Origin of the sequence: Rhizobacter sp. Root404, from assembly GCF_001425865.1 — a bacterium.
Lineage (GTDB): Bacteria > Pseudomonadota > Gammaproteobacteria > Burkholderiales > Burkholderiaceae_C > LMDS01.
Genome location: NZ_LMDS01000004.1, coordinates 95,864 through 122,009, shown reverse-complemented (window position 1 = coordinate 122,009; position 26,146 = coordinate 95,864). Strand labels below are relative to the sequence as shown.

Here is a 26,146-nt window from a genome sequence, read left to right as displayed (position 1 = left end):
GCAGCAATGGCGCAGCCCACCCGGGCGCGCCTTTGCCGCTCTGGACAGTTGATCATGCGTTTCATCTTCAAGACCGACTACGCGCAGGACATCAAGCTCGCCAAGCACGGCGGCCATGTCTTCTGGTACTCGGCACTGATGCTGACGATGCTCGCCGCACCCTGGGTGTTCTCGGAATACTGGCTGGCCCAGCTGACCTTCGTGCTGATCTACTCGGTCGTCGGCTTGGGATTGATGCTGCTCTCGGGCTTCACGGGCCTGTTCTCTCTCGGCCACGCCGCATTCCTCGGCGTCGGCGCGTACACCCAGGCGGCGCTCACGAACGCAGGCGTGCCGGCGCCGATCGCGCTCGCGATTGCGGGATTGATCTCGGCGGCAGTGGGCATGGTGGTAGGGCTGCCGGCGCTGCGCGTGAAGGGGATCTACCTCGCGATCGCGACGCTCGCGTTCGGGTTCATCGTCGAAGAGGTGTTCGCGCGCTGGGAGCGCGTGACGGGCGGCAACGCCGGCGTCCACATCAAGGCGCCCGACGTGTTCGGGCTGGTGCTCGACACCGACGAGTCGTTCTACTTCGCCTGCCTGGTCATCACGGTGCTCGCAACGCTGGCGGTGCTGAACCTGCTGCGTTCGCCGACCGGCCGTGCGTTCGTCGCGATCCGCGACTCGGAAGTGTCGGCGCAGAGCATGGGCATCCACCTCGCGCGCTACAAGACGCTGTCGTTCGCGATCTCCGCCGCGCTGGCCGGCATCGGCGGCGCGCTGTACGCACACAAGCTGCAGTTCATCTCGCCGGACCAGTTCAACATCCTGCAGTCGGTCGACCTGGTGCTGATGATCGTGATCGGCGGCATCGGCTCGATCCACGGCGCGTTCCTCGGCGCGATCTTCCTGATCACGATGCCGCAGGTGATCAACCTGTCGAAGGACTGGCTGCCCGCGACGATCAGCCAGGCGCCGGGGCTGCAATGGCTGGTCTACGGGCTCGTGCTGATCGCGTTCGTGCTGTTCGAGCCGCTTGGGCTGTACGGGCGCTGGCTGAAGATGCGGACCTACCTGCAGATCTTTCCGTTCTACCGCAAGGGCATGTTCCAGCGGCAGAAGAGCTACCTCAAGTCGGACCGGCTCAAATGAGCGACGTGCTGCTCTCGGCGAAAGACCTGAGCGTGCGCTTCGGCGGCGTGCTCGCGGTCAGCAAGGTCAGCTTCGACGTCCGGCGTGGCGAGGTGTTCACGCTGATCGGGCCGAACGGCGCCGGCAAGACGACGGTGTTCAACCTGATCTCGCGGCTGTACACGCCGACCACCGGTTCGCTCGTCTTCGAAGGCCAGCCGCTGGCCGAGAAGGCGCCGCACGACATCGCCAGGCTCGGCATCGCGCGCACCTTCCAGAACATCGAGCTGTTCGAGCACGCGAGCGTGCTGCAGAACCTGCTGATCGGCCGCCACACGCACCGCCAGACCGGCCTGTGGAGCGAGCTGCTGTTCACGCGCAGGACGCGCGCGGCCGAGATCGCCGCGCGCGAGAAGGTGGAGCAGGTGATCGACCTGCTCGATCTGCAGCACCACCGCGAGTCGCTGGTCGCCGGGCTGCCGTACGGCGTTCGCAAGGTCGTCGAGCTGGCGCGGGCGTTGTGCACCGAGCCGAAATTGCTGCTGCTGGACGAACCGTCCTCGGGCCTGAACGTCGAGGAGACCGACGACATGGCGTTCTGGATCGACGACATCCGCAACGAGCTCGGCATCACGGTGTTGATGGTCGAGCACGACATGGCGCTGGTCTCCAAGGTCTCGGACCGCGTGCTGGCGATGAACCAGGGCGAGGTGCTGGCGCTCGGCACGCCGGCCGAGGTGCAGCGGCACCCTGGCGTGATCGAGGCCTACCTCGGGTCGGTCGACGACATGGCGAGCTTGCGCAGGAAGGTGACCGCATGAGCGCCGACGAGCCGATCCTGAAGCTGCTGAACGTCGAGAGCGCCTATGGGCCGATCCGCGCGATTCGCGGGGTCAGCCTGCAGGTCCGGCCCGGCCAGATCGCGACCGTGCTCGGCTCGAACGGCGCCGGCAAGTCGACGATCCTGAAGACCATCTCCGGCATCATCGACCCGCGCAAGGGCAGCATCGCGTTCAAGGGCGAGGACATCACCGCGCGCGACCCGGCGCTCATCGTGCAGCGCGGCCTGTCGCACGTGCCCGAGGGCCGCGAGGTATTCCCGCTGCTGTCGATCCACGACAACCTGATGATGGGCGCCTACACCCGGCGCGATCGCGACGGCGTCGCGCGCGACCTCGAGGTTGTCTACGGCTACTTCCCGATCCTGCGCGAGCGGGCCGGGCAGGACGCCGGACTGCTCTCCGGCGGCCAGCAGCAGATGCTCGCGATCTCGCGCGCGCTGATGGCGGCGCCCGAGCTGATCCTGCTCGACGAGCCCAGCCTTGGCCTGTCGCCGCGGCTCACGCGCGAGATCTTCGAAATCGTGATCCGCATCAACCGCGAGCGCGGCACGACGATCCTGCTGGTCGAGCAGAACGCGAACATGGCACTCAACGTGGCCGACTTCGGCTACGTGCTCGAGAACGGCCGCATCGTGATGGAGGACAGCTGCGACAAGCTGCGCGAGAAGGACGACATCAAGGAGTTCTACCTTGGCATGAAGGAATCCGGCGTGCGCGGCGAGCGGCGCTGGAAGAAGAAGAAAACCTGGCGTTGATCGACGACATGAGCAACCTCTGGGACCTGAGCCACCTGAAGCCACGCGAGGATGTGGTCGTCGAGGGCGACACGCTGTCCGCGATGTTCTGGAACGCCGCCGCGCAGCGGGCCGGGCGCGTGTTCATGCGCCAGAAGAAGCTCGGCATCTGGCGCGAGTGGACCTGGGACCAGACCGCGCAGGCGGTGCGCGAGATCGGCAACGGCCTGCTGGCACTCGGCTTCGATGCCGGCGACTGTGCCTCGATCGCCTCGAACACCGTCGTCGAATGGGTGCTCGCCGACCTCGCGGTGCTGAGCTGCGGCGGCGTCTCGAACGGCATCTACCCGACCGACGCGGCGCCGCAGGTGCACTACCTGTGCGAGGACTCGCGCACCCGCGTGCTGTTCGTCGAGGACGAAGAGCAGCTCGACAAGGCGCTCGAGGTGCGCGCGCGCCTGCCATTGCTGCGCAAGATCGTCGTGTTCGACCCGAAGGGCCTGCGCGAATTCGCCGACCCCGACGTGATCGACCTGGCCGCATTGCGTGCGCTCGGCCGCGCGCATGCGCAGGCGCACCCGGGCGAGCTCGATGCGCGGGTTGCCGCGTGCCGCCCCGAGGACCTGGCGATCCTGGTCTACACCTCCGGCACGACCGGCAAGCCCAAGGGCGCGATGCATTCGCACCGCGGCCTCGTGTACACCGCGCGCGGCTACAACCGCATCGTCGCGCAGGACGAGTCGGACGAGCGCATGTGCTTCCTGCCGCTGTGCCACATCGCCGAGCGCATGGGTGGCGAATACTTCGCGCTCTACACCGGCTCGAAGCTGAACTTCGTCGAGAACCCGGAGACGGTGCCCGAGAACGTGCGCGAGATCGCGCCGACCGTCTTCACCGCAGTGCCGCGGATATGGGAGAAGTTCTACAGCGGCGTGATGATCGCGCTGCGCGAGTCGGGCCGGGTGCAGCAGCTCGCATACGCATGGAGCATCGGGGTCGGCCAGCGCATCGCCGACCGCGTGCTCGCCGGCGAACCGGTTGGCGCGGCGCTGAAGCTGCAGTTCGCGCTGGCGCGCGTGCTCGCGCTGAACAACGTGCGCAAGCTGATCGGCATCCACCGCGCCCGCTTCTGCGTGACCGGCGCGGCGCCGATCTCGCCCGACCTGGTCAAGTGGTACCTCGCGCTCGGCGTGCCGATGGTCGAGGTCTGGGGCATGACCGAGACCTGCGGCGCCTCGACCTACACCCCCGCCGACCGGATCAAGCCCGGCATGATCGGCCCGGCCTGCCCGTTCAACGAGGTCAGGCTCGACCCGGCCACTGGCGAGTTGCTGGTGCGCGGCCCGAACGTGTTCATGGGCTACCTGAACCTGCCGGACAAGACGGCCGAGACGATCGATGCCGACGGCTGGCTGCACACCGGCGACGTCGGCCTGGTCGACGCCGACGGCTACTTCCGCATCACCGACCGGATGAAGGACATCATCATCACCGCCGGCGGCAAGAACATCACGCCGAGCGAGCTCGAGAACGACCTGAAGTTCTCGCCCTACATCACCGACGCGGTGGTGGTCGGCGACAAGCGGCCGTACCTGACCGTGATCGTGATGATCGACCAGGAGAACGTCGAGAAGTACGCGCAGGACCGCGACATCCCGTTCAGCAACTACACCAGCCTGACGCTGAGCGCAGAGGTGCAGGCGTTGATCCAGGGCGAGGTCGAGCGGGTCAACAAGAAGTTCGCGCGGGTCGAACAGATCAAGAAGTTCTGGCTGCTCGACACGCAGCTGAGCGCCGAAGACGACGAGCTGACGCCGACGATGAAGTTGAAGCGCAAGCTCGTCGAGAAGAAGTACGCGGCCCGCATCGACGCGATGTACGGCTGACGCCGAAGTCACTCATTCATCACCCAAGGAGACAGACGATGAAGACCGTTCTCACATTCACCGCCGCGGCACTGGCGCTGGCGACGAGCGCTGCCTTTGCGCAGTCCAAGGCCCCGCCGCAAGGCGTGAGCAAGGACGAGATCGTCGTCGGGTCGATCCAGGACCTGTCCGGCCCGATCGCCGGCTTCGGCAAGCAGGTGCGCAACGGCATGCTGCTGCGCGTCGACGAGATCAACGAACAGGGCGGCATCAACGGCCGCAAGATCAAGCTGATCGTCGAGGACTCGGCCTACGACCCGAAGAAGGCGGTGCTGGCGGCGCAGAAGCTGGTCAACCAGGACAAGATCTTCATCATGGTGGGCCACATCGGCACGGCGCAGAACAACGCGGCGATGCCGGTGCAGTTCGAGAAGAACGTGATCAACTTCTTTCCGGTGACCGCGGCGCGCGAGATGTACGAGCCGTTCAACCGCCTCAAGTATTCGTTCGCGGCGACCTACTACGACCAGATGCGTGGCGCCGTGCCCAGGCTCGTGAAGGAGAAGGGCGCCAAGAAAGTCTGCACGATGTACCAGGACGACGAGTTCGGCCTCGAGGTCGTGCGCGGTGGCGAGGCGGGCCTCAAGACCATGGGCATGGACTTCGTCGAGAAGACCAGCTTCAAGCGCGGCGCGACCGATTTCTCGTCCCAGGTGGCGCGCATGAAGGCGGCGGGTTGCGATTTCGTCGTGCTCGGCACCATCATCCGCGAGACGATCGGGGCGATCGCCGAGAGCCGCAAGACCGGCTTCAGCCCGACCTTCCTCGGCTCCAGCGCCGCCTACACCGACCTGATCCACAAGCTCGGCGGCAAGGCGATGGACGGCCTGTACGCGACGATGACGGTGCAGAACCCCTACCTGGACGACGCCTCGAAGGCGATCAGCTTCTGGGCCGCGAAGTACAAGACCAAGTTCAGCGAGGACCCGACCGTGTTCTCGGTCTACGGCTACAACGCGATCGACGCGTTCGCGGTCGCCGCGGCCAAGGCCGGCGCCGGGCTGAACACCGACAGCTTCATCAAGGCGATGGACAGCACCAGCTTCGCGAGCGACATGTTCGGCAGCGCGCCGGCGACGTTCACCGCGACCAAGCGGCTCGGCAGCGACGTGTCGCGCCTGTCGCAGCTGCAGGATGCGCGCTGGAAGGTGATGTCGGAGTACTTCAAGCCGCAGTGAGGCGCAGTCGGCCTTCCGTCACATTTTCGATAATTGCGGCTCAGGACAAGCCGAAGGCTGCCGATAGGACATGAGGCGCGCCGCAGCGGCGCGGCCTCGTCAACCGTCCTGGAAGCCTCGAATGAATTCTCTGCGTACCTGGTTGCGCCGCCTGACGATCAAGACCCGCATGCGCAGTGCGGTCGGCCTCGGGCTGGGTCTGTTCCTGCTCGTCGGCGCCGTCGTGCTGGCCGGTGGGGCGCACTTGAAGGCGCTGAACCGCGATCTGGTCGCGCAGGCGGTCACGCAGCAGCGGCTCGTCGGCGACCTGCGCGGGGCCCTTGGCGACGTGCGCCGCTGGGAAAAGGACATGGTCATCAACTACGAGGATGGCGTCGCCGTCTTGAAGGCGCGCGAGGCCTGGGCGGCCTCGATCGCCGCGGCGCGCAAGGGCCTCCAGACGCTGCTGGCGACCAAGGACGACGCGAACGCGCGCCAGGCGCTGGAGCGGCTCGACGCCTACGCCAAGGCCTCCGAGCCGGTGCTGCAGCAGATCCAGAACGGTGCGTTCGACACCGCCAAGGTGGCCGACAAGATGCTCGGCAAGGCCAAGGAACACGTGACCGCCGTCGAGCGCGCGCTCGATGCGGTGTCGACGGCGTTGAACGCCGAGACGGCGGCGGCCCAGGCGCGGTTCGACCGCACCATCCTGCTCGTGCTGGCCGGGTTCGCGGGGACGCTGGGCGTCGCCGTCGTCGTGATCGTGCCGCTGACGCTGGCGAACACCGCGTCGATCGTCGGCCCGATCCGCGCCGCCAGCGAGGCCGCGCAGGTGATCGCCGACGGCGACCTGACCCAGCCGATCGACACCGAGGGCAGCGACGAGCTCGCCGACATGCTGCGCTCGCTCGCGCGGATGCAGGCGGCGCTGCGCGTGCTCGTCGGCGAGGTGCGCAGCACCAGCGACAGCATCGGCACCGCCAGTGCCGAGATCGCCACCGGCAACCAGGACCTGAGCTCGCGCACCGAGCAGACCGCGTCGAACCTGCAGCAGACTGCGTCGTCGATGGCGCAGCTGACCGACACCGTCAAGCAATCGGCCGATTCGGCGCGCCAGGCCGATCAGCTGGCCCGCTCGGCGGCCGACGTGGCGGCCCGCGGCGGTGCGGTGGTCGCCGAGGTGGTGACGACGATGGAAGGCATCAACGCCAGCTCGCGCAAGATCGCCGACATCATCGGCGTGATCGACGGGATCGCGTTCCAGACCAACATCCTGGCGTTGAACGCGGCCGTCGAAGCGGCGCGCGCGGGCGAGCAGGGCCGCGGCTTCGCGGTCGTCGCCGGCGAGGTGCGCAGCCTGGCGCAGCGCTCGGCGGCGGCGGCGCGCGAGATCAAGGGCCTGATCGGCGATTCGGTCGAGAAGGTGGCGGGCGGCTCGCGCCTGGTGACCGATGCGGGTCGGACGATGCAGGAGATCGTCGGCTCGGTGCAGCGCGTCAGCGACATCATTGCCGAGATCACGTCGGCCGCGTCGGAACAGAGCGACGGCATCGGCCAGGTCAATGGCGCGGTCGGACAGCTCGACCAGATGACGCAGCAGAACGCCGCGCTGGTGGAGCAATCGGCCGCCGCGGCCGAGAGCCTGCAGGCGCAGGCGGTGACGCTGGCCCGTGCGGTCGGCGCGTTCAGGGTCGCCGCCTAGGCGACGATGTAGGCGGCGGCGCCGGTGCTGACCAGCGTGCCCTTCGCGTCGATGAATTCCATCCGCGTCGAGGCCAGTCGGCTGCCCAGCCGCAGCACCGAGGCGCGCGCCGTGAAGCGCGGGCCGATCGCGGGCCGCAGGTAGTCGATCCGCAGGTCGATCGTGCCGAGCTTGCCGAAGCGGGCCAGCCGGGCCTCGACCGGTTCGTCGAGATGGCGCGCGCCGATCGCGGCCATCACCGCGAGACCGGCCATCGCGTCGAGCGTCGCGCTGATCACCCCGCCGTGCAGGCGATGGTGGGTGAAGTGGCCGATCAGCTCGGGCCGCATCTCGATCTCGCCGGCGACCGCCGCCGCCTCCATCGACGTGACGCGCAGGCCGAGCAGCCGGTTGAAGCTGATGCGCTCTTCGAACATCAGCGCCAGCTGCGCGACGAAGGGCGGATCGAAGATCGACGAGGTGATGGTCATACGCCCAGCTGGCGCGCCGCCAGTTCCTTCATGATCTCTTCGGCGCCGCCGCCGATCATCATCACCTTGACCTCGCGGTAGATGCGCTCGCTGCGGGTGCCGCGCATGTAGCCCATGCCGCCGAGGATCTGCACCGCGGCGTCGGCGCACCACTGCATCGTCTGCGTCGCGTGGTTCTTCAGCAGGCACAGCTCGGCGATCCAGTCGGCGTCGGTTTCGCCGGTGTCGAGGCGGTCGACCATCGCGTGCAGCCAGGCGCGCGTGCTCGCCAGGCGCATCTTCATGTCCATCAGCTTGTGGCGCGTGACTTGGTGCTCGACCAGCGGTGCGCCGAAGGTCTGGCGCTGCCGCGCCCAGTCGAGTGCCTCGTCGAAGCAGACCTGCGCGAACGCTGCCGCGCCGGCGGCCATCAGCAGCCGCTCGCCGTTGAAGTTCTCCATGACCATGCGGAAGCCGGCGTTCTCGTCACCGATCAGGTGATCGAGCGGCACGCGGCAGCGGTCGAAGTGCAGCTGCGCGGTGTCGCTGCACCACCAGCCCATCTTCGCGAGCGGCGTGCGCGTGAGGCCGGGCGTGTCGCCGGGCACGGCGATCAGCGAGATGCCGGAGGCCCCCTTGCCGCCGGTGCGCACGGCGAGCGTGATCCAGTCGGCACGCAGGCCGGACGTGATGAAGGTCTTGTCGCCGTCGACGACCCAGTGGTCGCCGTCGCGACGCGCGGTGCAGCGCAGCCGCGCGACATCGGAGCCGCCCGACGGCTCGGTGATCGCGAGCGCGGCGATTTGCTCGCCGGCCAGCACGCCGGGGATGACGCGCTGCTTCAGCGCGTCGCTGCCGTGCGCCAGGATCGGCGGCAGCCCGATGTTGTGGGAGAACAGGCTCGCCATCAGCCCGCCGCTGCCGGCGCGGGCGATCTCCTCGGTCGCGATCAGGCGGAACCAGGTGCCGGCCGGCGTGCCGCCGTACGCCTCGGGGTAGCCCAGGCCGAGCAGGCCGAGCTGCGCGGCGCGACGGTACAACTCGCGCGGGAAGCTGCCCGCCTCGTCCCACGCGTTGACGTGCGGCACGATCTCCGCGTCGACGAACGCGCGCACGTTGTCGCGGAACAGCGCGTGGTCGGGGTCCCGTGTCATCGCGCGATCTCGATCAGCACCTGCCGCGCGCCGACCTGGTCGTCGACCCGGGTGTGCAGCGCACTCACCGTGCCGTCGAACGGCGCGACGATCTGGTGCTCCATCTTCATCGCCTCCATCACCAGCAGCAGCGCGCCGGCCTGCACGGTGGCGCCGGCGACGGCATGAACCTGGGTGACGCGACCGTGCATCGGGGCGCGCAGCGCACCGGCCGTCGCGGTCTGCGCGCCTTGCGTGCCGATCAGACGCAGGTCGCGCAGCGCGGCCTCGGCGCCATCGCACAGCCACCAGGAATCGTGGCCATCGTGGACGCAGCGGGCCTTGACCGGGCGGTCGTCGACGAGCGCGCTCACCGTGGAGCGGCTGTCTCGAACGAGCCCGGCCAGCGTGTGCGTCGCGTCCCCGCACTGCGCGACCAGCATCCCGGGCGAGCCGGTGAGCCGCCAGGTCTCTGGCGTTCCGTCGACCTCGACCGGCACGAGCGTGTCGACCCGGTGCGACGAGGTCCAGCCGGCCCACAGCGTCGGCAGCGCGGCCGGCGGCAGCACGGCATGGGTCGCGGCGGCAAGGGCGCGCAACCAGGAGGGCGCGTCGTCGGCGCGCGCGGCGTCGTCGCCGAAGTGCTGGCCCAGGAACGCGGTGGTGACGTCGTCGCGGGCGAACGCCGGATGGCGCAGCACGCGCGCGAGGAACGCGCGATTGGTCGTGACGCCGAGGCAGGTGGTCCGATCCAGCGCGTCGGCGAGCTGGTGGCGTGCGGCGCCTCGGCTCGTGCCGTGCGCGACGACCTTCGCGAGCATCGAGTCGTAGAACGGGCTGATGCTGCAGCCGGTGGCCAGCGCGTGGTCGCAACGGACTCCGCGCGGTGGCTGCCAGTGGTGCACGGTGCCGGACTGCGGCAGGTAGCCGTGGGCCGGGTCTTCGGCGCACAGGCGTGCCTCGATCGCATGGCCGCCGGCCTCGAAGCGGGCGAGGGCCTCGTCCTGCGTCAGGGGCAGCGCTTCGCCGGCGGCGATGCGCAGCTGCCACTCGACCAGGTCGACGCCCACCAGCGCCTCGGTGACCGGGTGCTCGACCTGCAGCCGCGTGTTCATTTCCATGAACCAGAACGCGCCGCGCTCTTGCCCCTGGCTGTCGAGCAGGAACTCGACCGTGCCGGCGCCGACGTACCCGACCTCGCGGGCGACCGCGACGGCGACTTCGCCCATGCGCCGGCGCAGCGCCGGCGACACGGCCGGTGACGGCGCCTCCTCGATCACCTTCTGATGCCGGCGCTGGATCGAGCAGTCGCGTTCGCCGAGGTGGATCACCTCGCCGTGGGTGTCGGCGAAGACCTGGATCTCGACGTGCCGCGTGCTCAGCAGCGCGCGCTCGATCAGCAGCCGGGCATCGCCGAACGCGGCCTGCGCTTCGGCGGCGGCGGAGGCGAGTGCGGCATCCAGCGTCGCGGCGTCCAGCACGAGGCGCATGCCCCGCCCGCCGCCGCCCGCACTGGCCTTGACCATCAGCGGGAAGCCGGTGCGCAGCCCCGCGTCGCGCAGGGCCTCGGGCCGCTGGTCGTCGCCGTCGTAGCCGGGCAGCACCGGAACGCCGGCCGCGGCCATGCGCTGCCGTGCGCGGGACTTGTCCGCCATCGCGCGCATCGCCGCGGGCGGCGGACCGACCCAGACCAGGCCGGCGTCGATCACGGCCTGGGCGAAGTCGGCGTTCTCGGACAGGAAGCCGTAGCCGGGGTGGACGGCTTCGGCGCCGCTCGCGCGCGCGGCGGCGAGCAGCCTGTCGATGCGCAGGTAGGAATCGGCGGGCCGTTCGCCGCGGATGTTCATCACCACGTCGCAGCCCTGGGTGTGCGGCGCGTGCCGGTCCGCCGCGGAGGCGACCGCGATCGTCTTCAGGCCCATCGCGCGTGCGGTCCGGGCGACTCGCGTGACGATCTCGCCGCGGTTGGCGATCAGCAGCGAATCGAAACGCGTCATCGGTTCCCCTCGTCCGGCGTCACGACCCACGCCGCAGGGCGCTTGACGGTCAGGGCCGCGAGGCCTTCGGCAGCGGTACCGCTGCGCAGCGCGTGCGCGAAGGCTCGAGCGGCGTGATCCAGCGTGACCGCCAGCGGTTCGCTGCGACGGCGCTGCAGGATCGCCTTCGTCGCGCGCAGGGCGGCGGGTTCGGCGCGCCCGAGTTCGGTGAGCAACGCGACGAGCCGCGCGTCGAGCGCGGCACCTTCATGCACTTCATCGGCGAGGCCGCAGGCCAGTGCCTGCGGCGCCGACAGGCGTCGGCCGGTGAGCAGCAGACGCAGCGCGGCATGGTGGCCGAGACGTGCGGCGATGAACGGCGCGATCTGCGCCGGCGGCAGGCCCAATGTGACCTCGGGCGTGCCGAACTGTGCGGTGGCGCTGGCGAGCACGACGTCGCAGGTCGCTGCCAGCCCGGCGCCGCCACCCATGGCCGCGCCCTCGACGACCGCGATCGTCGCGACCGGACTGGACTGCAAGCGTTCGAGCAGCGCGCCGAAGCTGCGGTTGAAGCCGACGATCGGATCGACGCCGTCACCGGGAATCGGCTGCGCCATCAGCGCGCGGAAGCCGCTGAAATCACCGCCGGCGCAGAACGTGCCGCCGGCGCCGCGGATCACCAGCGCGCGGGTGTCCGCGTGCGACTCGGCCAGCGCGAGCGCGTCGCCGAGGCCCGCGACCATCGCGTCGTTCAACGCGTTGCGCGTGGCCGGCGCGTCGAGCGTCGCGAACACGAACGCACCGCGTTGCTCGATCCGCAGCATGTCTATCGCTTCCCTGGGAGCGTGTGCATGAACTTGCTGATGATCCCGAGCATCACCTCGTCGGCGCCGCCGGCGATCGACGCGAGGCGGCCGTCGCGGTACATGCGCGAGACCCGGTTGTCCCAGGTGTAGCCCATGCCGCCCCAGTACTGCATGCAGCTGTCGGGCACGGTGCGCAGCAGGCGGCTGGACTTGAGCTTGGCCATCGACGCCCACTCGGTCACGTCCTTGCCGGCGATGTACTGCTCGGTGGCCATGTAGACCAGGCCGCGCAGGGATTCGATCTCGGTCTTGAGCTCGGCCAGCTTGTAGTGCACGACCTGGTTGTCGAGCACGCTCTTGCCGAAGATCTGGCGCTCGCGGGTGTACTCGATCGTCTCGTCGATGCAGTTGGTCAGGCCCTGGATCGCGTTCGCGGCGGCCCACAGGCGCTCTTCCTGGAACTGCATCATCTGGTAGGTGAAGCCCATGCCCTCCTGGCCGATGAGGTTGCGCTGCGGCACGCGCACGCCGTCGAAGTGGATCAGCCCGGTGTCGCTGGACATCATGCCGATCTTGCGGATCTTCTTCGCGCGCTCGACGCCGGGCGCGTTCATCGGCACCATGATCAGGCTCTTGTTCTTGTGCGCCGCGCCCTCCGACGTGTTCGCCAGCACGCACATCCAGTCGGCCTGCAGCGAGTTGGTGATCCACATCTTGCCGCCGTTGATCACGTAGTCGCCGCCGTCCTTCTTCGCGGTGGTCTTGATGCTCGCCACGTCGGAGCCGGCCCCGGGCTCGGACACGCCGATGCAGCCGACCGCCTCGCCGCTGATCGCCGGCGCGAGGAACTCGCGGCGCAGTTCGTCGGAGCCGAAGCGGGCGAGGGCGGGCGTGGCCATGTCGGTCTGCACGCCGACCGCCATCGGGATGCCGCCGCAGTCGCAATACCCGAGCGCCTCGGCCATCACGACCGAGTACGAGTAGTCGAGCCCCATGCCGCCGTAGTCGGTGGGCTTGGTCAGGCCGAGCAGGCCGAGGTCGCCGAGCTTCTTGAACACCTCGTGCGCGGGGAAGGCCTCGGCCGCCTCCCATTCGTCGACGTGCGGGTTGATCTCGTCCTCGATGAAGCGCTTCAGCGTGCGGCGGATCTCTTCGTGCTCGTGGGTCAGTTGCATGGGGGTCTCCTGGATGTTCAGGCGCGCGCGACGCCGAATTGCATCGGGTTCAGTGTGCGTCGTTGGGCCTCGTCGCACAGCGCCAGCGTCAAGGCGAGTACGCGGCGGGTGTCGCGGGGGTCGATGAGGCCGTCGTCGAGCAGCAGCCCCGAGGTGTAGAACGCGTGCATCTGGCGCTCGAAGGTCTCGACGATCTTCGCGCTCATCGCGGCGAGCTTTCCTTCGTCGACTGGCGCGCCCTTGCGGGCCGCGCCCTCGCGCATCACGATCTCCATCGTGCCGGCGGCCTGTTGCGGGCCCATCACGGCCGTGCGCGCGGTCGGCCAGCTGAAGACGAAGCGCGGGTGGAAGCCGCGGCCGCACATGCCGTAGTTGCCGGCGCCGAACGACGCGCCGCAGTGGATCGTGATCTGCGGCACCGTCGCGTTGGACAGCGCCTGGATCTGCTTGCTGCCGTGCTTGATCATGCCGGCGCGCTCGGCCTCGGTGCCGACGATGAAGCCGGTCGTGTTCTGCAGGTAGACGATCGCGGTGCCGGTCTGGCAGCAGCTCTGGATGAAGTGCGTGATCTTGGTGCTGCCGGCCGGGTCGAGCGGGCCGTTGTTGGTGACGATGCCGACGCGCGTGCCGGCGATGGCGGCGTAGCCGCAGACCGTCGCCGGCCCGTAGTCGGGCTTGAACTCGAGGAAGTCGGAGCCGTCGACGATGCGCGCGATCACGTGCCGCATCTCGACCGGCTTCTTCATGTCCGCCGCGAACAGGCCGAGCAGGTCGTCGGCATCGAATTTCGGCGGCGGACCGTCGGGCCACATCGCCTGCGGCTGCCAGCCCAGCGCGCCGACGAGTTCGCGCGCGAGGCCGAGCGCGTGCGCGTCGTCGTCGGCCACGTACTCGGCCAGGCCGGAGACGGTCGAGTGCATGTCGGCGCCGCCGAGCGCCTCGTCGGTCGCGATCTCGCCGGTCGCGGCCTTGAGCAGCGGCGGGCCGGCCAGGAAGGCGCGGGCGCGGCCGCGCACCATGATCACGTGGTCGGACAGGCCGGTCATGTACGCGCCGCCGGCGGTCGATGACCCATGCACGACCGCGATCACCGGCAAGCCGGCCGCCGACAGCCGCGCCAGCATGTAGAACGCGCTGCCGCCGTGGATAAACTGCTCGACCCGGTAGTTCATCAGGTTCGCGCCGGCCGATTCGACCAGGTGCACGAACGGCAGGCGGTTCTCGAGCGCGATCGCCTGCGCACGTTGCAGCTTCTCGAGTCCGCGCGGCTGGAGTGCGCCGGCATCGATGCCGGCGTCGTCGGCGACGAGCATCACGCGCGTTCCGCTGATCACGCCGATGCCGCAGACCGTGCCGCCGCCGGGGATCGACTTCTCGGGGTCGGGCACGTCTTGCAGCCAGCCGGCGAGCGTGGACAGCTCGAGGAACGGCACGCCCGGGTCGAGCAGGCGCGCAACCCGCTCGCGCGGCAGCAACTGGCCGCGCTTGTCGAACAGCGGTTGCGCGCGTGCGCTGGCCGCGCGGGTGCGGGCTTCGAGCGCGCGCCACTGTTCGATCAGGCCGAGCGCGTGGGCGCGGTTGGCGGCGAAGGCTTCGCTGCCGGTGTCGAGGCGAAGATCGAGCGTCGGCATGCTCAGCCTTGAAGAACCTTCGGCGTCGTCGCGAGGTGGAAACCGTCGAACGGCTCGGTGCTGCCGCCGGTGCCGACTTCGGGCCAGATGCGCTTGGCGTTCGGCGCGGCGCCGTCGACGCGCAGGCACGCGCCAGAGATGAACGACGCCGCCGGCGAGAGCAGGAACACGATCGCCGCCGACACCTCGCTCTCGGTGCCCAGGCGCTGCAGCGGCACGAGCTTCTTCATGCCGCGGATCGTGTCGCGCATCGCGGGCGGGTACTGGTCCATGCCGCTCGACGCGATCCAGCCGGGGGCCACGGCATTGACGCGGATCGGCGCCCATTCGAGCGCGGCCGTCTCGGTGAAGTTGAGCATGCCGGCGCGCGCTGCGCCGGAGTGACCCATGCCGGGCATACCGCCCCAGATGTCGGCGATGATGTTGACAATCGCGCCGCGGGCCGCGTCGCCCATCCATTGCGTCACGCACTCGCGCGCCATCAGGAAGCCGCCGGTCAGGTTGTTGCGCACGACCGCGTCCCAGCCCTTCGCGCTGATCGCCGCGAGCGGCGAGGGGAACTGGCCGCCGGCGTTGTTGACGAGCCCGTCGATGCGGCCGTGATGCGCGAGCACGTGCGTGACCGTGGCGCGCACGGCGTCTTCTTCGCGGATGTCGCAGACGTGCGTCGAGCACACGCCGCCCGCGGCCTCGATCTCGGCGCGTACTGCGTCGAGCTTCTCGGCCTTGCGCCCGACGATCGCGACCGCCGCGCCGAGCGCGGCGAGTTCGTGCGCGGTGCAGCGGCCGATGCCCGAGCCGCCGCCTGTCACGATCACGACGTTCCCGGCAAACAGGCCGGGCTGAAAAACCGATCGATAGGAACCCATCCGCGGCCTCGAAAACAATTCAACCAAGCACTTGCTTGGTAAGTTGCTGGGGAGTTTGCCTCTGGCCATAATGGACTGTCAATGGCCGCCGCCGGGCCGCCCCAACGCGGCCGCGCCTCCTCGGGGGGGCCGACGCCCAAGGCGTCAACGGGGCCAACACTGGAGACCTCACCATGCCAAACGCGATGATCTTCGACGCCGTGCGCACGCCGCGCGGCAAGGGCAAGAAAGACGGCAGCCTGCACGAGGTCAAGCCGGTCGACCTGCTTGCCGGCCTGCTGACCAAGCTTCAGAAGCGCCTGGACTTCGACCCGGCGCAGCTCGACGACGTGGTGATGGGAGTGGTCTCGCCGGTCGGCGAACAGGGCTCGGTGATCGCCAAGACGGCCGCGCTGAAGGCAGGCTGGGACTTCAAGGTCGCCGGCATGCAGATCAACCGCTTCTGCGCATCGGGGCTGGAGGCGGTGAACCTCGCGGCGCAGAAGGTCGCGAGCGGCTGGGAGGACATGGTCGTGGCCGGCGGCGTTGAGAGCATGTCGCGCGTGCCGATCGGCGCCGACGGCGGCGCCTGGGCGCAGGACCCGGCCACGAATTTCGCGACCGGCTTCGTGCCGCAGGGCATCGGCGCGGACCTGATCGCGACGCTCGCGGGCTGGGAGCGGGATGATGTCGACCGCTATGCGCTGACCTCGCAGCAGCGCGCCGCCGCGGCGCAGGCGGCCGGGCATTTCGACCGCTCGGTGCTGAGCGTCGACGACGAGATCGGCCTGGCGGTGCTGGAGCGCGACGAGTTCATCAAGCCGCGCACCACGCTGGAGGGCCTGGGGTCGCTGAAGCTCGCGTTCGATGCGCTCGGCGCGATGGGTTTCGACGCCGTTGCGCTGGCGCGCTACCCGCAGGTCGAGCGCATCCGCCACGTGCACACGGCCGGCAACTCGTCCGGCATCGTCGACGGCGCGGCCGCGGTGCTGATCGGCAGCGAGGCGAAGGGCCGCGAGATGGGCCTGACCCCGCGCGGGCGCATCGTCGCGACCGCGCTGTCCGGCGCCGACCCGACCATCATGCTGACCGGCCCGATGCCGGCCACCCGGAAGGCGCTCGAGAAGGCGGGGCTCACCATCGACGACATCGATTTGTTCGAGGTCAACGAGGCGTTCGCGGCCGTGCCGATGCGCTTCATGCTCGAGATGGGCGTGCCGCACGAGAAGGTCAACGTCAACGGCGGCGCGATCGCGCTGGGCCATCCGCTTGGCGCGACCGGCGCGATGCTGGTGGGCACGCTGCTCGACGAGCTGGAGCGGCGCCAGCTGAAGCGCGGCCTGGTCACGCTTTGCGTGGGCGGCGGCATGGGCATCGCGACCATCGTCGAGCGGGTGTGACCATGGAAACCTTGCGCTACGAACTGGCCGACGACGGCATCGCGACCCTCACCTTCGACGAGCTGGGCTCGCCGGTCAACACGATGAAGCTGCAGTGGCAGCACGATCTCGCAGAAGCGACCGACTGCCTGGTGCGCGACAAGGAGAAGGTCAGGGGCGTGTTGCTCGAGTCGGCCAAGAGCACGTTCTTCGCCGGCGCCGAGTTGAAAGGCGTGTTGAAGCTCAAGGCCGAGGACGCAGCCGGCGGATTTGCGCAGATCGAGGCCTTGAAGCGCAGCTTTCGCCGGATCGAGACGCTCGGTCGGCCGGTCGTCGCGCTGTTGAACGGCGCCGCGCTCGGCGGCGGCTGGGAGGTCGCGCTGGTCGCTCACGCACGTTTCGCGCTCGACGACCGCAAGATCCAGTTCGGCATGCCGGAGGTGTCGCTCGGCCTGATCCCGGGCGCGACCGGCATCACCAAGACCGTGCGCCTGCTCGGCCTGCAGGCCGCGAACCCGCTGCTGCTCGAGGGCAGGCTGTTCGGTCCGCGCGAGGCGCTCGAAATGGGCCTGGTCGACGGCCTCGGCGACAGCATCGAGAGCCTGCGCGCGCAGGCGCTCGCGTGGATCGCCGATCACCCGGACGCGACCCAACCCTGGGACCGCAAGGACTACAAGATGCCCGGCGGCACACCGAGCAACCCGAAGATCGCCGCCGGCCTGGTGGTGGCGCCGGCCATGCTGGCGCAGAAGACGCGCGGGCTGTATCCCGCGGCGCAGGCGATCCTGGAGGCGATGGTCGAGGGGGCGATGGTCGACTACGACACCGCCACCCGGATCGAGAGCCGCAAGCTCGCGAAGACGATGGTCACGCAGACCACGAAGAACATGGTGACCGCGTTCTTCTTCGACATGAACGCGGTGCGCTCGGGCAAGTCGCGCCCCAGGGACGTGCCGAAGTGGAAGCCGTCGAAGATCGGCGTGCTCGGCGCCGGCATGATGGGCGCGGGCATCGCGCACGCGGCGGCGTCGCGCGGCATCGCCTGTGTGCTGAAGGACGTGGACGCCGACAAGGCACGCGCCGGATACGAGGCGGTGCGCAAGGTGACCGCGCCGGCGGTCGCGAAAGGGCGGATGACCGAGGTGCAGCGGGCGCACCTGCTGAACCTGATCACGCCGACCGGTGATGCGGCGGACCTGGCGGGGTGCGACCTGATCATCGAGGCGGTGTTCGAGCAGCGCGCCCTGAAGGCCGCCGTGACGCGCGAGGCCGAGCCGATGCTCGCCCCGGACGGGGTGTTCGCGTCGAACACATCGACGCTGCCGATCTCCGGCCTGGCCACCGCGAGCGCGCGGCCGGACAAGTTCGTCGGGCTGCATTTCTTTTCGCCGGTGCACAAGATGAAGCTGGTCGAGATCATCCGCGGCGCGCAGACCGACGACGAGACCGTGGCGCGGGCGTTCGACGTCGTCACCGCCCTCGGCAAGCTGCCGATCGTGGTCAACGACTCGCGCGGCTTCTTCACCAGCCGGGTGTTCGGCACCTTCGTGATGGAGGGGGCCACGATGCTCGCGGAGGGCGTGCCGGCGCCGCTGATCGAGCACGCGGCGCTGGCGGCGGGGATGCCGGTCGGCCCGCTTGCGGTGCTGGACGAGACCTCGCTGGCGTTGTCGGTCCACGTGCTCGAGCAGACCCGCGCCGATCTGGCCGCCGAGGGAAAGCCGTACGAGGCCGGGGCCGGCGAACTGCTGGTAGAGCGCATGGTCAAGGAACTGAAGCGCCCCGGCCGTGCCGGGGGCGGCGGCTTCTACGACTACCCGAGCGGGTCGGCGAAGCGGCTGTGGCCGGAACTGCGCGCGCTGTTCGAGAGGCCGCAGGCCGTGCCGCCGTCGATCGACCAACTCCGCCAGCGCCTGCTCTATCGCCAGTCGATCGAGACGGCGCGCTGCCTCGTCGAGGGCGTGCTGACCAGCAGCTTCGAAGCCAACATCGGGTCGATCTTCGGCATCGGTTTCCCGGCCTGGACGGGCGGTGCGATGCAGTTCATCGTGTCCGAAGGGCGCGAGACCTTCATCGCCAATGCCGCTGCGCTGGCGGCGCAGCACGGCGCGCGGTTCGCGCTGTCGCCCGACGTGGTCGAGCGGATCCGGCAACTGCCCTGAGCGCATGAAAAAGGCCCCGCGTGCGGGGCCTTCTCGTGCAGCGCGCGGGGCGCTTACTTGAGCGTCAGGATCCAGCCGACCAGCTGCTTGGCTTCGGCTTCGCTGACCTGCGGGTTCGCCGGCATCGGGATGTTGCCCCAGACGCCGGTGCCACCCTTCATGACCTTGGCGGCCAGCTTGTCGGCGGCGTCCTTCTGACCGGCGTACTTCGCGGCCACGTCCTTGTAGGCCGGCCCCAGCACCTTCTTGTCGACCGCATGGCAGGCCATGCAGTTCTTCTTCTGGGCCAGATCGGCCTGGGCAAACACGGGTGCCGCGACGGCGGCGAGCAACAGAACTGCGAGTGATTTCATGTCTTGTTCCACCCCTGCGGGCGCCTCAATTGCACTACATTGCGCTCAACGCATTGTAGCGGTCGACGGTTGACGCACGGGCTGTGGCCGGTTGCCCTCGACGCGAAAGGATCGAGATGTTTTTTGTCGTTCTGGGATGTTTGCTGCTGGGCATGAAGTACTTCGAGCTCGGGCCCGTCACCGCTTGGCCGTGGTGGCTGGTGCTGGCCCCGTTCGGGCTGGCGGTGCTGTGGTGGTGGTACGCCGACGCGTCGGGTTACACCAAGCGCCGCGAGATGGACCGCATGGAGGATCGCAAGGCCGAGCGCCGGCGTACCTCGATGGAGCGGCTGGGCCTCAAGTACCGCAGCGCGGACAAGACCGACCGCCGGGCGCAAAAGGCGCTCGAAGCGCGCCGGCGCGAGATCGAGAAGATCGAAGGCAAGCGCACCGCCAAGCGGATGAAGGACCGTGACTCGATCCTCGGCAGCCGCTTCGACAGCCAGCAGGACGCCAGCCGTCCCGGCAAGACCGACTGAGCGCCGGGCCGCCGGGTCCGGGGATCAGCCGTCGCCGTCGAGCACCGCGCCGGTGCTGGCGCTCGATGCATTGCGCGCGAACTTCGCCAGAACGCCGCGGGTGTAGCGCGGCGCCGGCGCCTTCCAGGACTGGCGGCGCCTTGCGAGCTCGGCGTCGTCGACATTCAGCTGCAGCGTCAGCGTGTGGGCGTCGATCGTGATCGAGTCACCCTCGACGATCAACGCGATGTTGCCGCCCGCATAGGCCTCCGGCGCCACATGACCGACGACCATGCCCCAGGTGCCGCCCGAGAACCGCCCGTCGGTGATCAGCCCGACCGACTCGCCCAGCCCCTGGCCGATCAGCGCGCCCGTCGGCGCGAGCATCTCCGGCATGCCGGGCGCGCCCTTCGGGCCGAGGTAGCGCAGCACCATCACGTCGCCGGCGACGATCTTCTTCGCCATGATCGCGGCCAGCGCCGACTGCTCGTCGTCGAACACGCGCGCCGGGCCGGTGATCACCGGGTTCTTCAGGCCGGTGATCTTGGCCACGCAGCCTTCGGGCGACAGGTTGCCCTTCAGGATCGCGAGGTGGCCGTGTTCGTACATCGGCTTGTCGATGGTGCGGATCACGTCCTGGTCGGCACGCGGCACGTCGGGGATCGCGGCGAGGTTCTCGGCCACGGTCTTGCCGGTGATCGTGATGCAGTCGCCGTGCAGCAGGCCGGCCGCCAGCAGCGTCTTCATCACCTGCGGGATGCCGCCGGCGCGGTGCAGGTCGACCGCGAGGTACTGGCCCGACGGCTTCAGGTCGCACAGCACGGGCACCTTCTGGCGCACGCGCTCGAAGTCGTCGATGGTCCACTCGACGCCGGCCGCGTGCGCGATCGCCAGGAAGTGCAGCACCGCGTTGGTCGAGCCGCCGGTGGCCATGATCACCGCCACCGCGTTCTCGAGGCTCTTGCGGGTGACGATGTCGCGCGGCTTCAGGTTCTTCTTGACCGCCTCGACCAGCACCCGCGCGGCCTCGGTCGTGTGGGCGACGATCTCGTCGTGCACGTTGGCCATCGTGCTCGAGAACGGCAGGCTCATGCCGAGCGCCTCGAACGCCGAGCTCATCGTGTTGGCGGTGTACATGCCGCCGCAGGAGCCGGTGCCGGGGATCGCGCGGCGCTCGATCTGGCAGAAGTCCTCCTCGCTCATGTTGCCGGCGCTGAACTGGCCGACGGCCTCGAACACGCTGACGATGTTCAGGTCCTTGCCCTGGTAGCGGCCCGGCAGGATCGTGCCGCCGTAGACGTAGATCGCCGGCACGTTGGCGCGCAGCATCCCCATCATGCCGCCGGGCATGTTCTTGTCGCAGCCGCCGACGACGAGTACGCCGTCCATCCACTGGCCGCCCACGCAGGTCTCGATGCAGTCGGCGATCACCTCACGCGAGACCAGGCTGTACTTCATGCCCTCGGTGCCCATCGCCATGCCGTCGCTGATCGTCGGCGTGCCGAAGATCTGCGCGTTGCCGCCCGCGGCCTCGATGCCGGCCACGGCGGCGTCGGCGAGCTTCTGCAGCCCGGCGTTGCACGGCGTGATGGTCGAGTGGCCGTTGGCGACGCCGATCATCGGCTTCTTGAAGTCGCCTTCCTCGTAGCCCATCGCGTAGAACATCGAGCGATTCGGCGCGCGCGCGACGCCCTCGGTGATGTTGGCGGAACGGCGGTTGATCTTCTTGTCGGCGGCGTCGGTCATGGCGGGGTCTCCTTCGGAGTCGCAGAGTATCCGGCCCGGCCGGATCACTGTCCAATAGATATCAAAGGTTTTGTTGATATGCTGCGCGGATGACCGAACCGGAACCGACGATCGAGTTGCGCGTCTGGCGCCAGTTCCTCACGTTGGCGCAGACGCTGCACTTCGGCCGCGCGGCGCTGCAGCTGCACATCACCCAGCCGCCGCTGACGCAGGCCATCCAGCAACTCGAGCAGCGCCTGGGCGCGCTGCTGTTCGAGCGCACCCGGCGCAGCGTCGCGCTGACGCCGGCCGGGGCGGCCCTGGTCGACCCGGTGCGCCAACTGCTGCTGCAGGCGGCGGCGCTGCAGGCGCGGGCGCGCGACGCGGCCGCCGGCGACATCGGGCTGGTGCGGCTGGGGTTCATCTCGACCGTCGGCTTCGGCCCGTTGCCGCTGTGGCTGCGGGCCTTCCGCGCGCAGTGTCCGGGCATCGCGGTCGAACTGATCGAAGCCACCAGCGACGTGCAGGCGCGGGCCTTCGAACGCGGCGAGATCGATGCCGGGTTCATGCTGCACGCGCCGGGGCAATCGCCTGAACTGCCGTCGACGCCGGCACGCGCGCAGCGGCTTTCGCTCGGCGTGGAGACGCTGGTGCTCGCGCTGCCCGAGGGCGCGACCTGGGCAACCGGCCAACGCCTGCGGCCGCGCGACGTGCTCGACCAGCCGCTGGTGATCTTCCCGCGCAGCGCCACGCCGTCGCTCTACGACGCGGTGCTCGCGTTTTACCAGCGCCACGGCGTCACGCCGGCGATCGCGCAGCAGGCCACGCAGATGCAGACGATCGTCAACTTGGTGTCCGCCGGCCTGGGCATCGCGCTGGTCCCGCAGGCGGTGACGCAGTTGCAGCGCCCCGGCGTCGTGTACCGGCCGCTGCCGGCGTCGCTCGCCGCCGACGCGCCGCGTGCCGAGACCACGATGTTCTGGGCCGCGCAGCCGGCCCCGGCGGTCGAGCGCTTCGTGGCGTTCGTGCGCGACGTGCTGGCGCAGCCGCTGGGTTATCGTTCGCGCTGATTTCGCTGAACGACTTCTTCGATGCTTCATTACCCCCAGTTCAATCCGGTCGCGTTGCAGATCGGCCCGGTGGCGATCCACTGGTACGGCCTGACCTACCTGGTCGCGTTCGGCCTGTTCGCCTACCTCGGCGTGCAACGGGTCAAGCTCGCGCAGTTCGCGAGCCGGCACTGGTCGCGGCGCGACATCGAGGACCTGCTGTTCTTCGGCGTCCTGGGCGTCGTGCTCGGCGGGCGCCTGGGGTACGTGCTGTTCTACAAGCCGGGGTACTACGCGGCGCACCCGCTCGAGATCTTCATGGTGTGGAAGGGCGGCATGTCGTTCCACGGCGGCATGCTCGGCGTGCTGGCGGCGATGGCGTTGTTCGCGCGCACTCGCGGGCGCCAGTTCCTCGACGCCACGGACCTGATCGCGCCGTGCGTGCCGCTCGGGCTGGCGTCAGGGAGGATCGGCAATTTCATCAACGGCGAATTGCCGGGCCGGGTCGCCGACCCGAGCCTGCCGTGGGCGATGGTCTATCCGAACGCCGGTCCGCTGCCGCGCCACCCGTCGTCGCTCTACCAGTTCGCACTCGAAGGGGTGCTGCTGTTCGTCGTGCTCTGGTTCTATGCGCGGCAGCCGCGCGGCCTGGGCCAGGTCTCGGGGGCGTTCCTGTTCGGCTACGGGGTGCTGCGCTTCATCGCGGAATACTTCCGCGAGCCGGACGACTTTCTGGGCCTGCTCGCGCTGAACCTGAGCATGGGCCAGTGGTTGTGCGTGCCGATGATTCTGGCCGGCATCGCGATGTGGGTCTGGGGCCGCGGCCGCTAGCCGCGCTGAAGTGACGGGCTCCTAGAATCCATCGATGCGCCAGATCTTCCTCGACACCGAAACCACCGGCCTGAATCCCGAATCCGGCGACCGCATCATCGAGATCGGCTGCGTCGAGATGCTGAACCGGCGCCTGTCCGGCCGCAATCTGCACTTCTATGTCAACCCCGAGCGCCCGAACCACGAGGACGCGGTCAAGGTCCACGGCCTGACGGATGACTTCCTCGCCGACAAGCCGCGCTTCGCGGCGGTCGTCGACGAGTTCCTCGAGTACGTGGACGGCGCCGAGATCGTGATCCACAACGCCGCGTTCGACGTGGGCTTCCTGAACGAGGAGTTGCGGCGCCTGGGCCGGCCGAAGTTCCCGGGCTTCGTGCGCCAGGTCACCGACAGCCTGACGATGGCGCGCGAGTTGTTCCCGGGCAAGGCGAATTCGCTCGACGCGCTGTGCCGCCGGCTCGAAGTCGACAACTCCAACCGCTCGCTGCACGGCGCGCTGATCGACGCGGCGCTGCTCGCCGAGGTCTACATCCGCATGACGCGCGGGCAGAACTCGCTGGTGATCGACACCGGCGAGGGCAGGGCGAGCGGAAGCGTCATCGAGGCGATCGACTTCAGTGCGTTCGTGCTGCCGGTGCTCCTGGCCAGCGAGGTCGAACTCGAGGCACATGCCGCGGTGCTGGGCGAGCTCGACAAGGCCAGCGGGGGCAAGACGGTCTGGCGGCGCCTCGAAGCCGCTGTGGCATAATCCGAGGCTGTTCGGCGCGTGCCCCACACCACGCCGAACGCGCGATATCTTCGCGAACAGGGCGGTTAGCTCAGGGGTAGAGCACAACATTCACACTGTTGGGGTCGGGGGTTCGAAACCCTCACCGCCCACCAATCACAGACCGATCGTCAGCGCCTGAACGGCGCCACCAACTGCCGCCACATCGACGGCGGCGTCGGGCTGTCGATGCCGTAAGCCGCGGGCCACTCGCGTGGCAGGTGTAGCGTACCGAACAGCCGGTCGATCCACGGAAACATCGTCGCGTAGTTGCGGTCGATCGGGCCGTGGCGGGTGTGGTGCCAGTGATGGAAGGCCGGCGTCGTCACCAGGTGTTCCAGCACGCCGAAGCGCCAGCGCAGGTTGGCGTGGATCAGGAAGCCCCAGACGGTCGTCGCCAACGCGAACGCGATCGATTGCGCGTGGCCGTCCTGCACCTGCAGCAGGCCCGATGCATAGACCGGCACCAGCCCGCACAGGCGGACGAACACCATGTCGACCGGATGAGCGCGGGTGTTGCAGAGCCAATCCAGGTGTTCCGGTGCGTGGTGCGTGGCATGGAAGCGCCAGAGCAGCGGCCACGCGTGGCTCCAGCGGTGGCCCCAGTACATGCCGACCTCGGCGAGCACCAGCGCCAGCGTCCAGCGCGCGGGCGCGGGCAGGGCCGCAGCCCAGGTCGGCCAGGCCGCCGGCATCGCGTGGTGGAGGGCGGTGGCGAGCAGCGCCATCGGCGGCGCAATCAGCGCGGCCGGCAGCAGACTCGAAAGAAAGTAGTAGCCGATGTGTGTCGGCGTTTCCACGCGCCACCACCGTGCCGGCCGAACGGCGAACAGCCGCTCGAGCGGAATGAACACGGCGCACAGCAGCGCCAGCCAGACGCCGAGTCGGGCCACGTCGACGAGAAGGTGTTGGAGCGTTTGCATCGAGCAGGGCGGAAACGGGAACGCCGGGCGGCGCGCTGGCGCGGCCCGGCGTGAGCGTCGGAACTGGTCCGACGGGGTGGGGACTCAGTTGTTGCGCTTGCGGAGCATGAAGCCCATCGCGCCGACGCCGGCCAGCAGCATCGCCCACGACGACGGTTCCGGCACGGCCGGGACGGTGCTGTCGACCAGGGACACGCCGTCCAGCAGCGAGACCGGCGGCAGGCCTGTCGGCGTGCCGACGGCCAGGAACGACAGGATCTGGCTCGTGCTGCTCGCGGTGAAGGTCATCGACTGGCTGATCCAGTCGGTGAAGCCGTGCGTGGTGTTGGTGATGATCGTGGAATCCTGGGTCTGGTTGCCGAAGGTGACGCGCCAGCTGTCGGTCGTGTTGCCGAACTTGTCGTCTTCCTGCGCACCGGCCATCAGGAACGACAGCGTGTAGGTGTGGCCGATGGTCAGGCCGCTGATGGTCTGGCTCAGCACGGCGCTGAAGGTCGGGTCACCGTCGATGGCAATGAAGTGGCCGCCGTCGCTGCTGTCCTTGGCGTTGAGCGATGCCATGACCCAGTACGGGTCGGTGTCGTCGGTGCCGGTCGCGCCGAGCGTGCTGGCCTGCGCGGCCGAGTAGTAGACGGCCGCGAACTTGTAGGCGTGGCCATCGAGGTTGCCGGTGTAGTCGATCGACCAGCCCGGCAGGACGGTGTTGTTGATGACGGACGACGCGGTGATGCCGCTCGTGGTCTCGAAGCTGCCGTTGGTGACCAGATTCTGGGCCGAAGCGGACAGGCTGGTGATCAGCAGACCGGCGGCGATGCCGACGGCGGAAAGGACTTTGCTCATGGTTTCTCGGTTCAGGTGAAGTTGCAGTCGACCCGCAAGGCTGCTGCGGGACGTGACGGTTTGTAACTTAGGGGGGTCGGCCTGTCGCACGCGAATGTCCGTTCTGGGACAGTCCATGGATGAGTCGGTTTTG

General features: G+C 69.1%; 23 protein-coding genes and 1 tRNA gene. 13 read left to right on the top strand and 11 right to left on the bottom strand.

Features of this window, described 5'->3' with window-relative positions; all coding sequences use genetic code 11:
* Nucleotides 1–54: 54 nt before the first annotated feature.
* The 6 genes from ASC76_RS05105 (at nucleotide 55) to ASC76_RS26045 (ending at nucleotide 7,470) form a co-directional block, all read left to right on the top strand.
* Nucleotides 55–1,131, top strand: a complete 1,077-nt coding sequence (locus ASC76_RS05105; RefSeq protein WP_056466887.1) for a branched-chain amino acid ABC transporter permease — start codon at nucleotides 55–57, stop codon at nucleotides 1,129–1,131.
* Nucleotides 1,128–1,931, top strand: coding sequence for an ABC transporter ATP-binding protein (locus ASC76_RS05100; RefSeq protein ID WP_056463516.1), 804 nt, complete (start codon nucleotides 1,128–1,130; stop codon nucleotides 1,929–1,931). The genes ASC76_RS05105 and ASC76_RS05100 overlap by 4 nt, the downstream gene beginning before the upstream one ends.
* Nucleotides 1,928–2,707 carry an ABC transporter ATP-binding protein gene (locus tag ASC76_RS05095; protein WP_056463513.1) on the top strand — a complete coding sequence of 260 codons (780 nt, stop codon included), beginning with the start codon at nucleotides 1,928–1,930 and terminating at the stop codon, nucleotides 2,705–2,707. The genes ASC76_RS05100 and ASC76_RS05095 overlap by 4 nt, the downstream gene beginning before the upstream one ends.
* Nucleotides 2,708–2,715: 8 nt before the next feature.
* Nucleotides 2,716–4,572 (top strand): long-chain fatty acid--CoA ligase, encoded by a 1,857-nt coding sequence (locus ASC76_RS05090; protein WP_056463510.1) that lies wholly within the window; start codon nucleotides 2,716–2,718, stop codon nucleotides 4,570–4,572.
* Between the two features lie 38 nt (nucleotides 4,573–4,610).
* Nucleotides 4,611–5,789, top strand: a complete 1,179-nt coding sequence (locus ASC76_RS05085; protein WP_056463507.1) for an ABC transporter substrate-binding protein — start codon at nucleotides 4,611–4,613, stop codon at nucleotides 5,787–5,789.
* 121 nt (nucleotides 5,790–5,910) lie between these two features.
* Entirely contained in the window at nucleotides 5,911–7,470 is a 1,560-nt protein-coding gene (locus ASC76_RS26045; RefSeq protein WP_056463504.1) for a methyl-accepting chemotaxis protein, read from the top strand.
* On the opposite strand, the gene ASC76_RS05075 is transcribed toward ASC76_RS26045, so the two are convergent.
* From ASC76_RS05075 to ASC76_RS05045, 7 genes are read right to left on the bottom strand one after another with little or no spacing between them, the layout of a single operon-like run.
* Nucleotides 7,467–7,940, bottom strand: coding sequence for a thioesterase family protein (locus ASC76_RS05075; RefSeq protein ID WP_056463501.1), 474 nt, complete (start codon nucleotides 7,938–7,940; stop codon nucleotides 7,467–7,469). The two genes, ASC76_RS26045 and ASC76_RS05075, sit on opposite strands and share 4 nt — an antisense overlap.
* A complete protein-coding gene (locus tag ASC76_RS05070) occupies nucleotides 7,937–9,073 on the bottom strand; it encodes an acyl-CoA dehydrogenase family protein (protein ID WP_056463497.1) in 1,137 nt (378 codons plus the stop codon). The genes ASC76_RS05075 and ASC76_RS05070 overlap by 4 nt, the downstream gene beginning before the upstream one ends.
* Complete coding sequence (locus ASC76_RS05065) at nucleotides 9,070–11,049, bottom strand: biotin carboxylase N-terminal domain-containing protein (RefSeq protein ID WP_056463494.1); 1,980 nt, start codon at nucleotides 11,047–11,049, stop codon at nucleotides 9,070–9,072. Before ASC76_RS05065 ends, ASC76_RS05070 begins: the two co-directional genes overlap by 4 nt.
* A complete protein-coding gene (locus ASC76_RS05060; protein WP_056463491.1) occupies nucleotides 11,046–11,852 on the bottom strand; it encodes an enoyl-CoA hydratase/isomerase family protein in 807 nt (268 codons plus the stop codon). The genes ASC76_RS05065 and ASC76_RS05060 overlap by 4 nt, the downstream gene beginning before the upstream one ends.
* Nucleotides 11,853–11,854: 2 nt before the next feature.
* The gene (locus ASC76_RS05055) at nucleotides 11,855–13,009 is read right to left on the bottom strand and encodes an acyl-CoA dehydrogenase family protein (RefSeq protein WP_056463488.1); all 1,155 of its coding nucleotides are present in this window, start codon (nucleotides 13,007–13,009) and stop codon (nucleotides 11,855–11,857) included.
* A 17-nt stretch (nucleotides 13,010–13,026) separates the two neighbouring features.
* Nucleotides 13,027–14,640, bottom strand: coding sequence for an acyl-CoA carboxylase subunit beta (locus ASC76_RS05050; RefSeq protein WP_056463486.1), 1,614 nt, complete (start codon nucleotides 14,638–14,640; stop codon nucleotides 13,027–13,029).
* Nucleotides 14,641–14,642: 2 nt separating this feature from the next.
* Nucleotides 14,643–15,509 carry an SDR family oxidoreductase gene (locus ASC76_RS05045; protein WP_056463483.1) on the bottom strand — a complete coding sequence of 289 codons (867 nt, stop codon included), beginning with the start codon at nucleotides 15,507–15,509 and terminating at the stop codon, nucleotides 14,643–14,645.
* Between the two features lie 173 nt (nucleotides 15,510–15,682).
* Here ASC76_RS05045 and ASC76_RS05040 point away from each other — a divergent pair, with 173 nt between their 5' ends.
* A complete protein-coding gene (locus tag ASC76_RS05040; protein ID WP_056463480.1) occupies nucleotides 15,683–16,888 on the top strand; it encodes an acetyl-CoA C-acetyltransferase in 1,206 nt (401 codons plus the stop codon).
* A gap of 2 nt (nucleotides 16,889–16,890) precedes the next feature.
* Entirely contained in the window at nucleotides 16,891–19,029 is a 2,139-nt protein-coding gene (locus tag ASC76_RS05035) for a 3-hydroxyacyl-CoA dehydrogenase NAD-binding domain-containing protein (RefSeq protein WP_056463476.1), read from the top strand.
* A gap of 53 nt (nucleotides 19,030–19,082) precedes the next feature.
* Here ASC76_RS05035 and ASC76_RS05030 read toward each other — a convergent pair whose 3' ends face one another.
* Nucleotides 19,083–19,382 carry a c-type cytochrome gene (locus tag ASC76_RS05030; protein WP_082548792.1) on the bottom strand — a complete coding sequence of 100 codons (300 nt, stop codon included), beginning with the start codon at nucleotides 19,380–19,382 and terminating at the stop codon, nucleotides 19,083–19,085.
* Nucleotides 19,383–19,498: 116 nt separating this feature from the next.
* Between ASC76_RS05030 and ASC76_RS26510 the strand changes: the two genes are divergently transcribed.
* Complete coding sequence (locus ASC76_RS26510; protein ID WP_082548790.1) at nucleotides 19,499–19,900, top strand: TIGR04438 family Trp-rich protein; 402 nt, start codon at nucleotides 19,499–19,501, stop codon at nucleotides 19,898–19,900.
* A gap of 24 nt (nucleotides 19,901–19,924) precedes the next feature.
* On the opposite strand, the gene ilvD is transcribed toward ASC76_RS26510, so the two are convergent.
* Nucleotides 19,925–21,625 (bottom strand): dihydroxy-acid dehydratase, encoded by a 1,701-nt coding sequence (gene ilvD / locus ASC76_RS05020; RefSeq protein WP_056463470.1) that lies wholly within the window; start codon nucleotides 21,623–21,625, stop codon nucleotides 19,925–19,927.
* A gap of 89 nt (nucleotides 21,626–21,714) precedes the next feature.
* Here ilvD and ASC76_RS05015 point away from each other — a divergent pair, with 89 nt between their 5' ends.
* The 4 genes from ASC76_RS05015 to ASC76_RS05000 all read left to right on the top strand — a co-directional run bounded on the left by ASC76_RS05015 (nucleotide 21,715) and on the right by ASC76_RS05000 (nucleotide 24,366).
* Nucleotides 21,715–22,674: a LysR family transcriptional regulator gene (locus ASC76_RS05015; RefSeq protein ID WP_056463467.1), complete on the top strand. Its 960-nt coding sequence runs from the start codon at nucleotides 21,715–21,717 to the stop codon at nucleotides 22,672–22,674.
* 21 nt (nucleotides 22,675–22,695) lie between these two features.
* On the top strand, nucleotides 22,696–23,484 hold the full coding sequence (lgt, locus tag ASC76_RS05010) for a prolipoprotein diacylglyceryl transferase (RefSeq protein ID WP_056463464.1): 789 nt from the start codon (nucleotides 22,696–22,698) through the stop codon (nucleotides 23,482–23,484).
* A 34-nt stretch (nucleotides 23,485–23,518) separates the two neighbouring features.
* Nucleotides 23,519–24,232 (top strand): DNA polymerase III subunit epsilon, encoded by a 714-nt coding sequence (gene dnaQ, locus ASC76_RS05005; RefSeq protein WP_056463461.1) that lies wholly within the window; start codon nucleotides 23,519–23,521, stop codon nucleotides 24,230–24,232.
* Between the two features lie 59 nt (nucleotides 24,233–24,291).
* A tRNA-Val gene (locus ASC76_RS05000) sits at nucleotides 24,292–24,366 on the top strand.
* 15 nt (nucleotides 24,367–24,381) lie between these two features.
* Here ASC76_RS05000 and ASC76_RS04995 read toward each other — a convergent pair.
* Both ASC76_RS04995 and ASC76_RS04990 read right to left on the bottom strand, forming a co-directional pair.
* Nucleotides 24,382–25,173, bottom strand: a complete 792-nt coding sequence (locus ASC76_RS04995) for a sterol desaturase family protein (RefSeq protein WP_056463458.1) — start codon at nucleotides 25,171–25,173, stop codon at nucleotides 24,382–24,384.
* 84 nt (nucleotides 25,174–25,257) lie between these two features.
* Nucleotides 25,258–26,013, bottom strand: a complete 756-nt coding sequence (locus ASC76_RS04990; RefSeq protein WP_056463455.1) for a PEPxxWA-CTERM sorting domain-containing protein — start codon at nucleotides 26,011–26,013, stop codon at nucleotides 25,258–25,260.
* Between the last annotated feature and the right edge of the window lie 133 nt (nucleotides 26,014–26,146).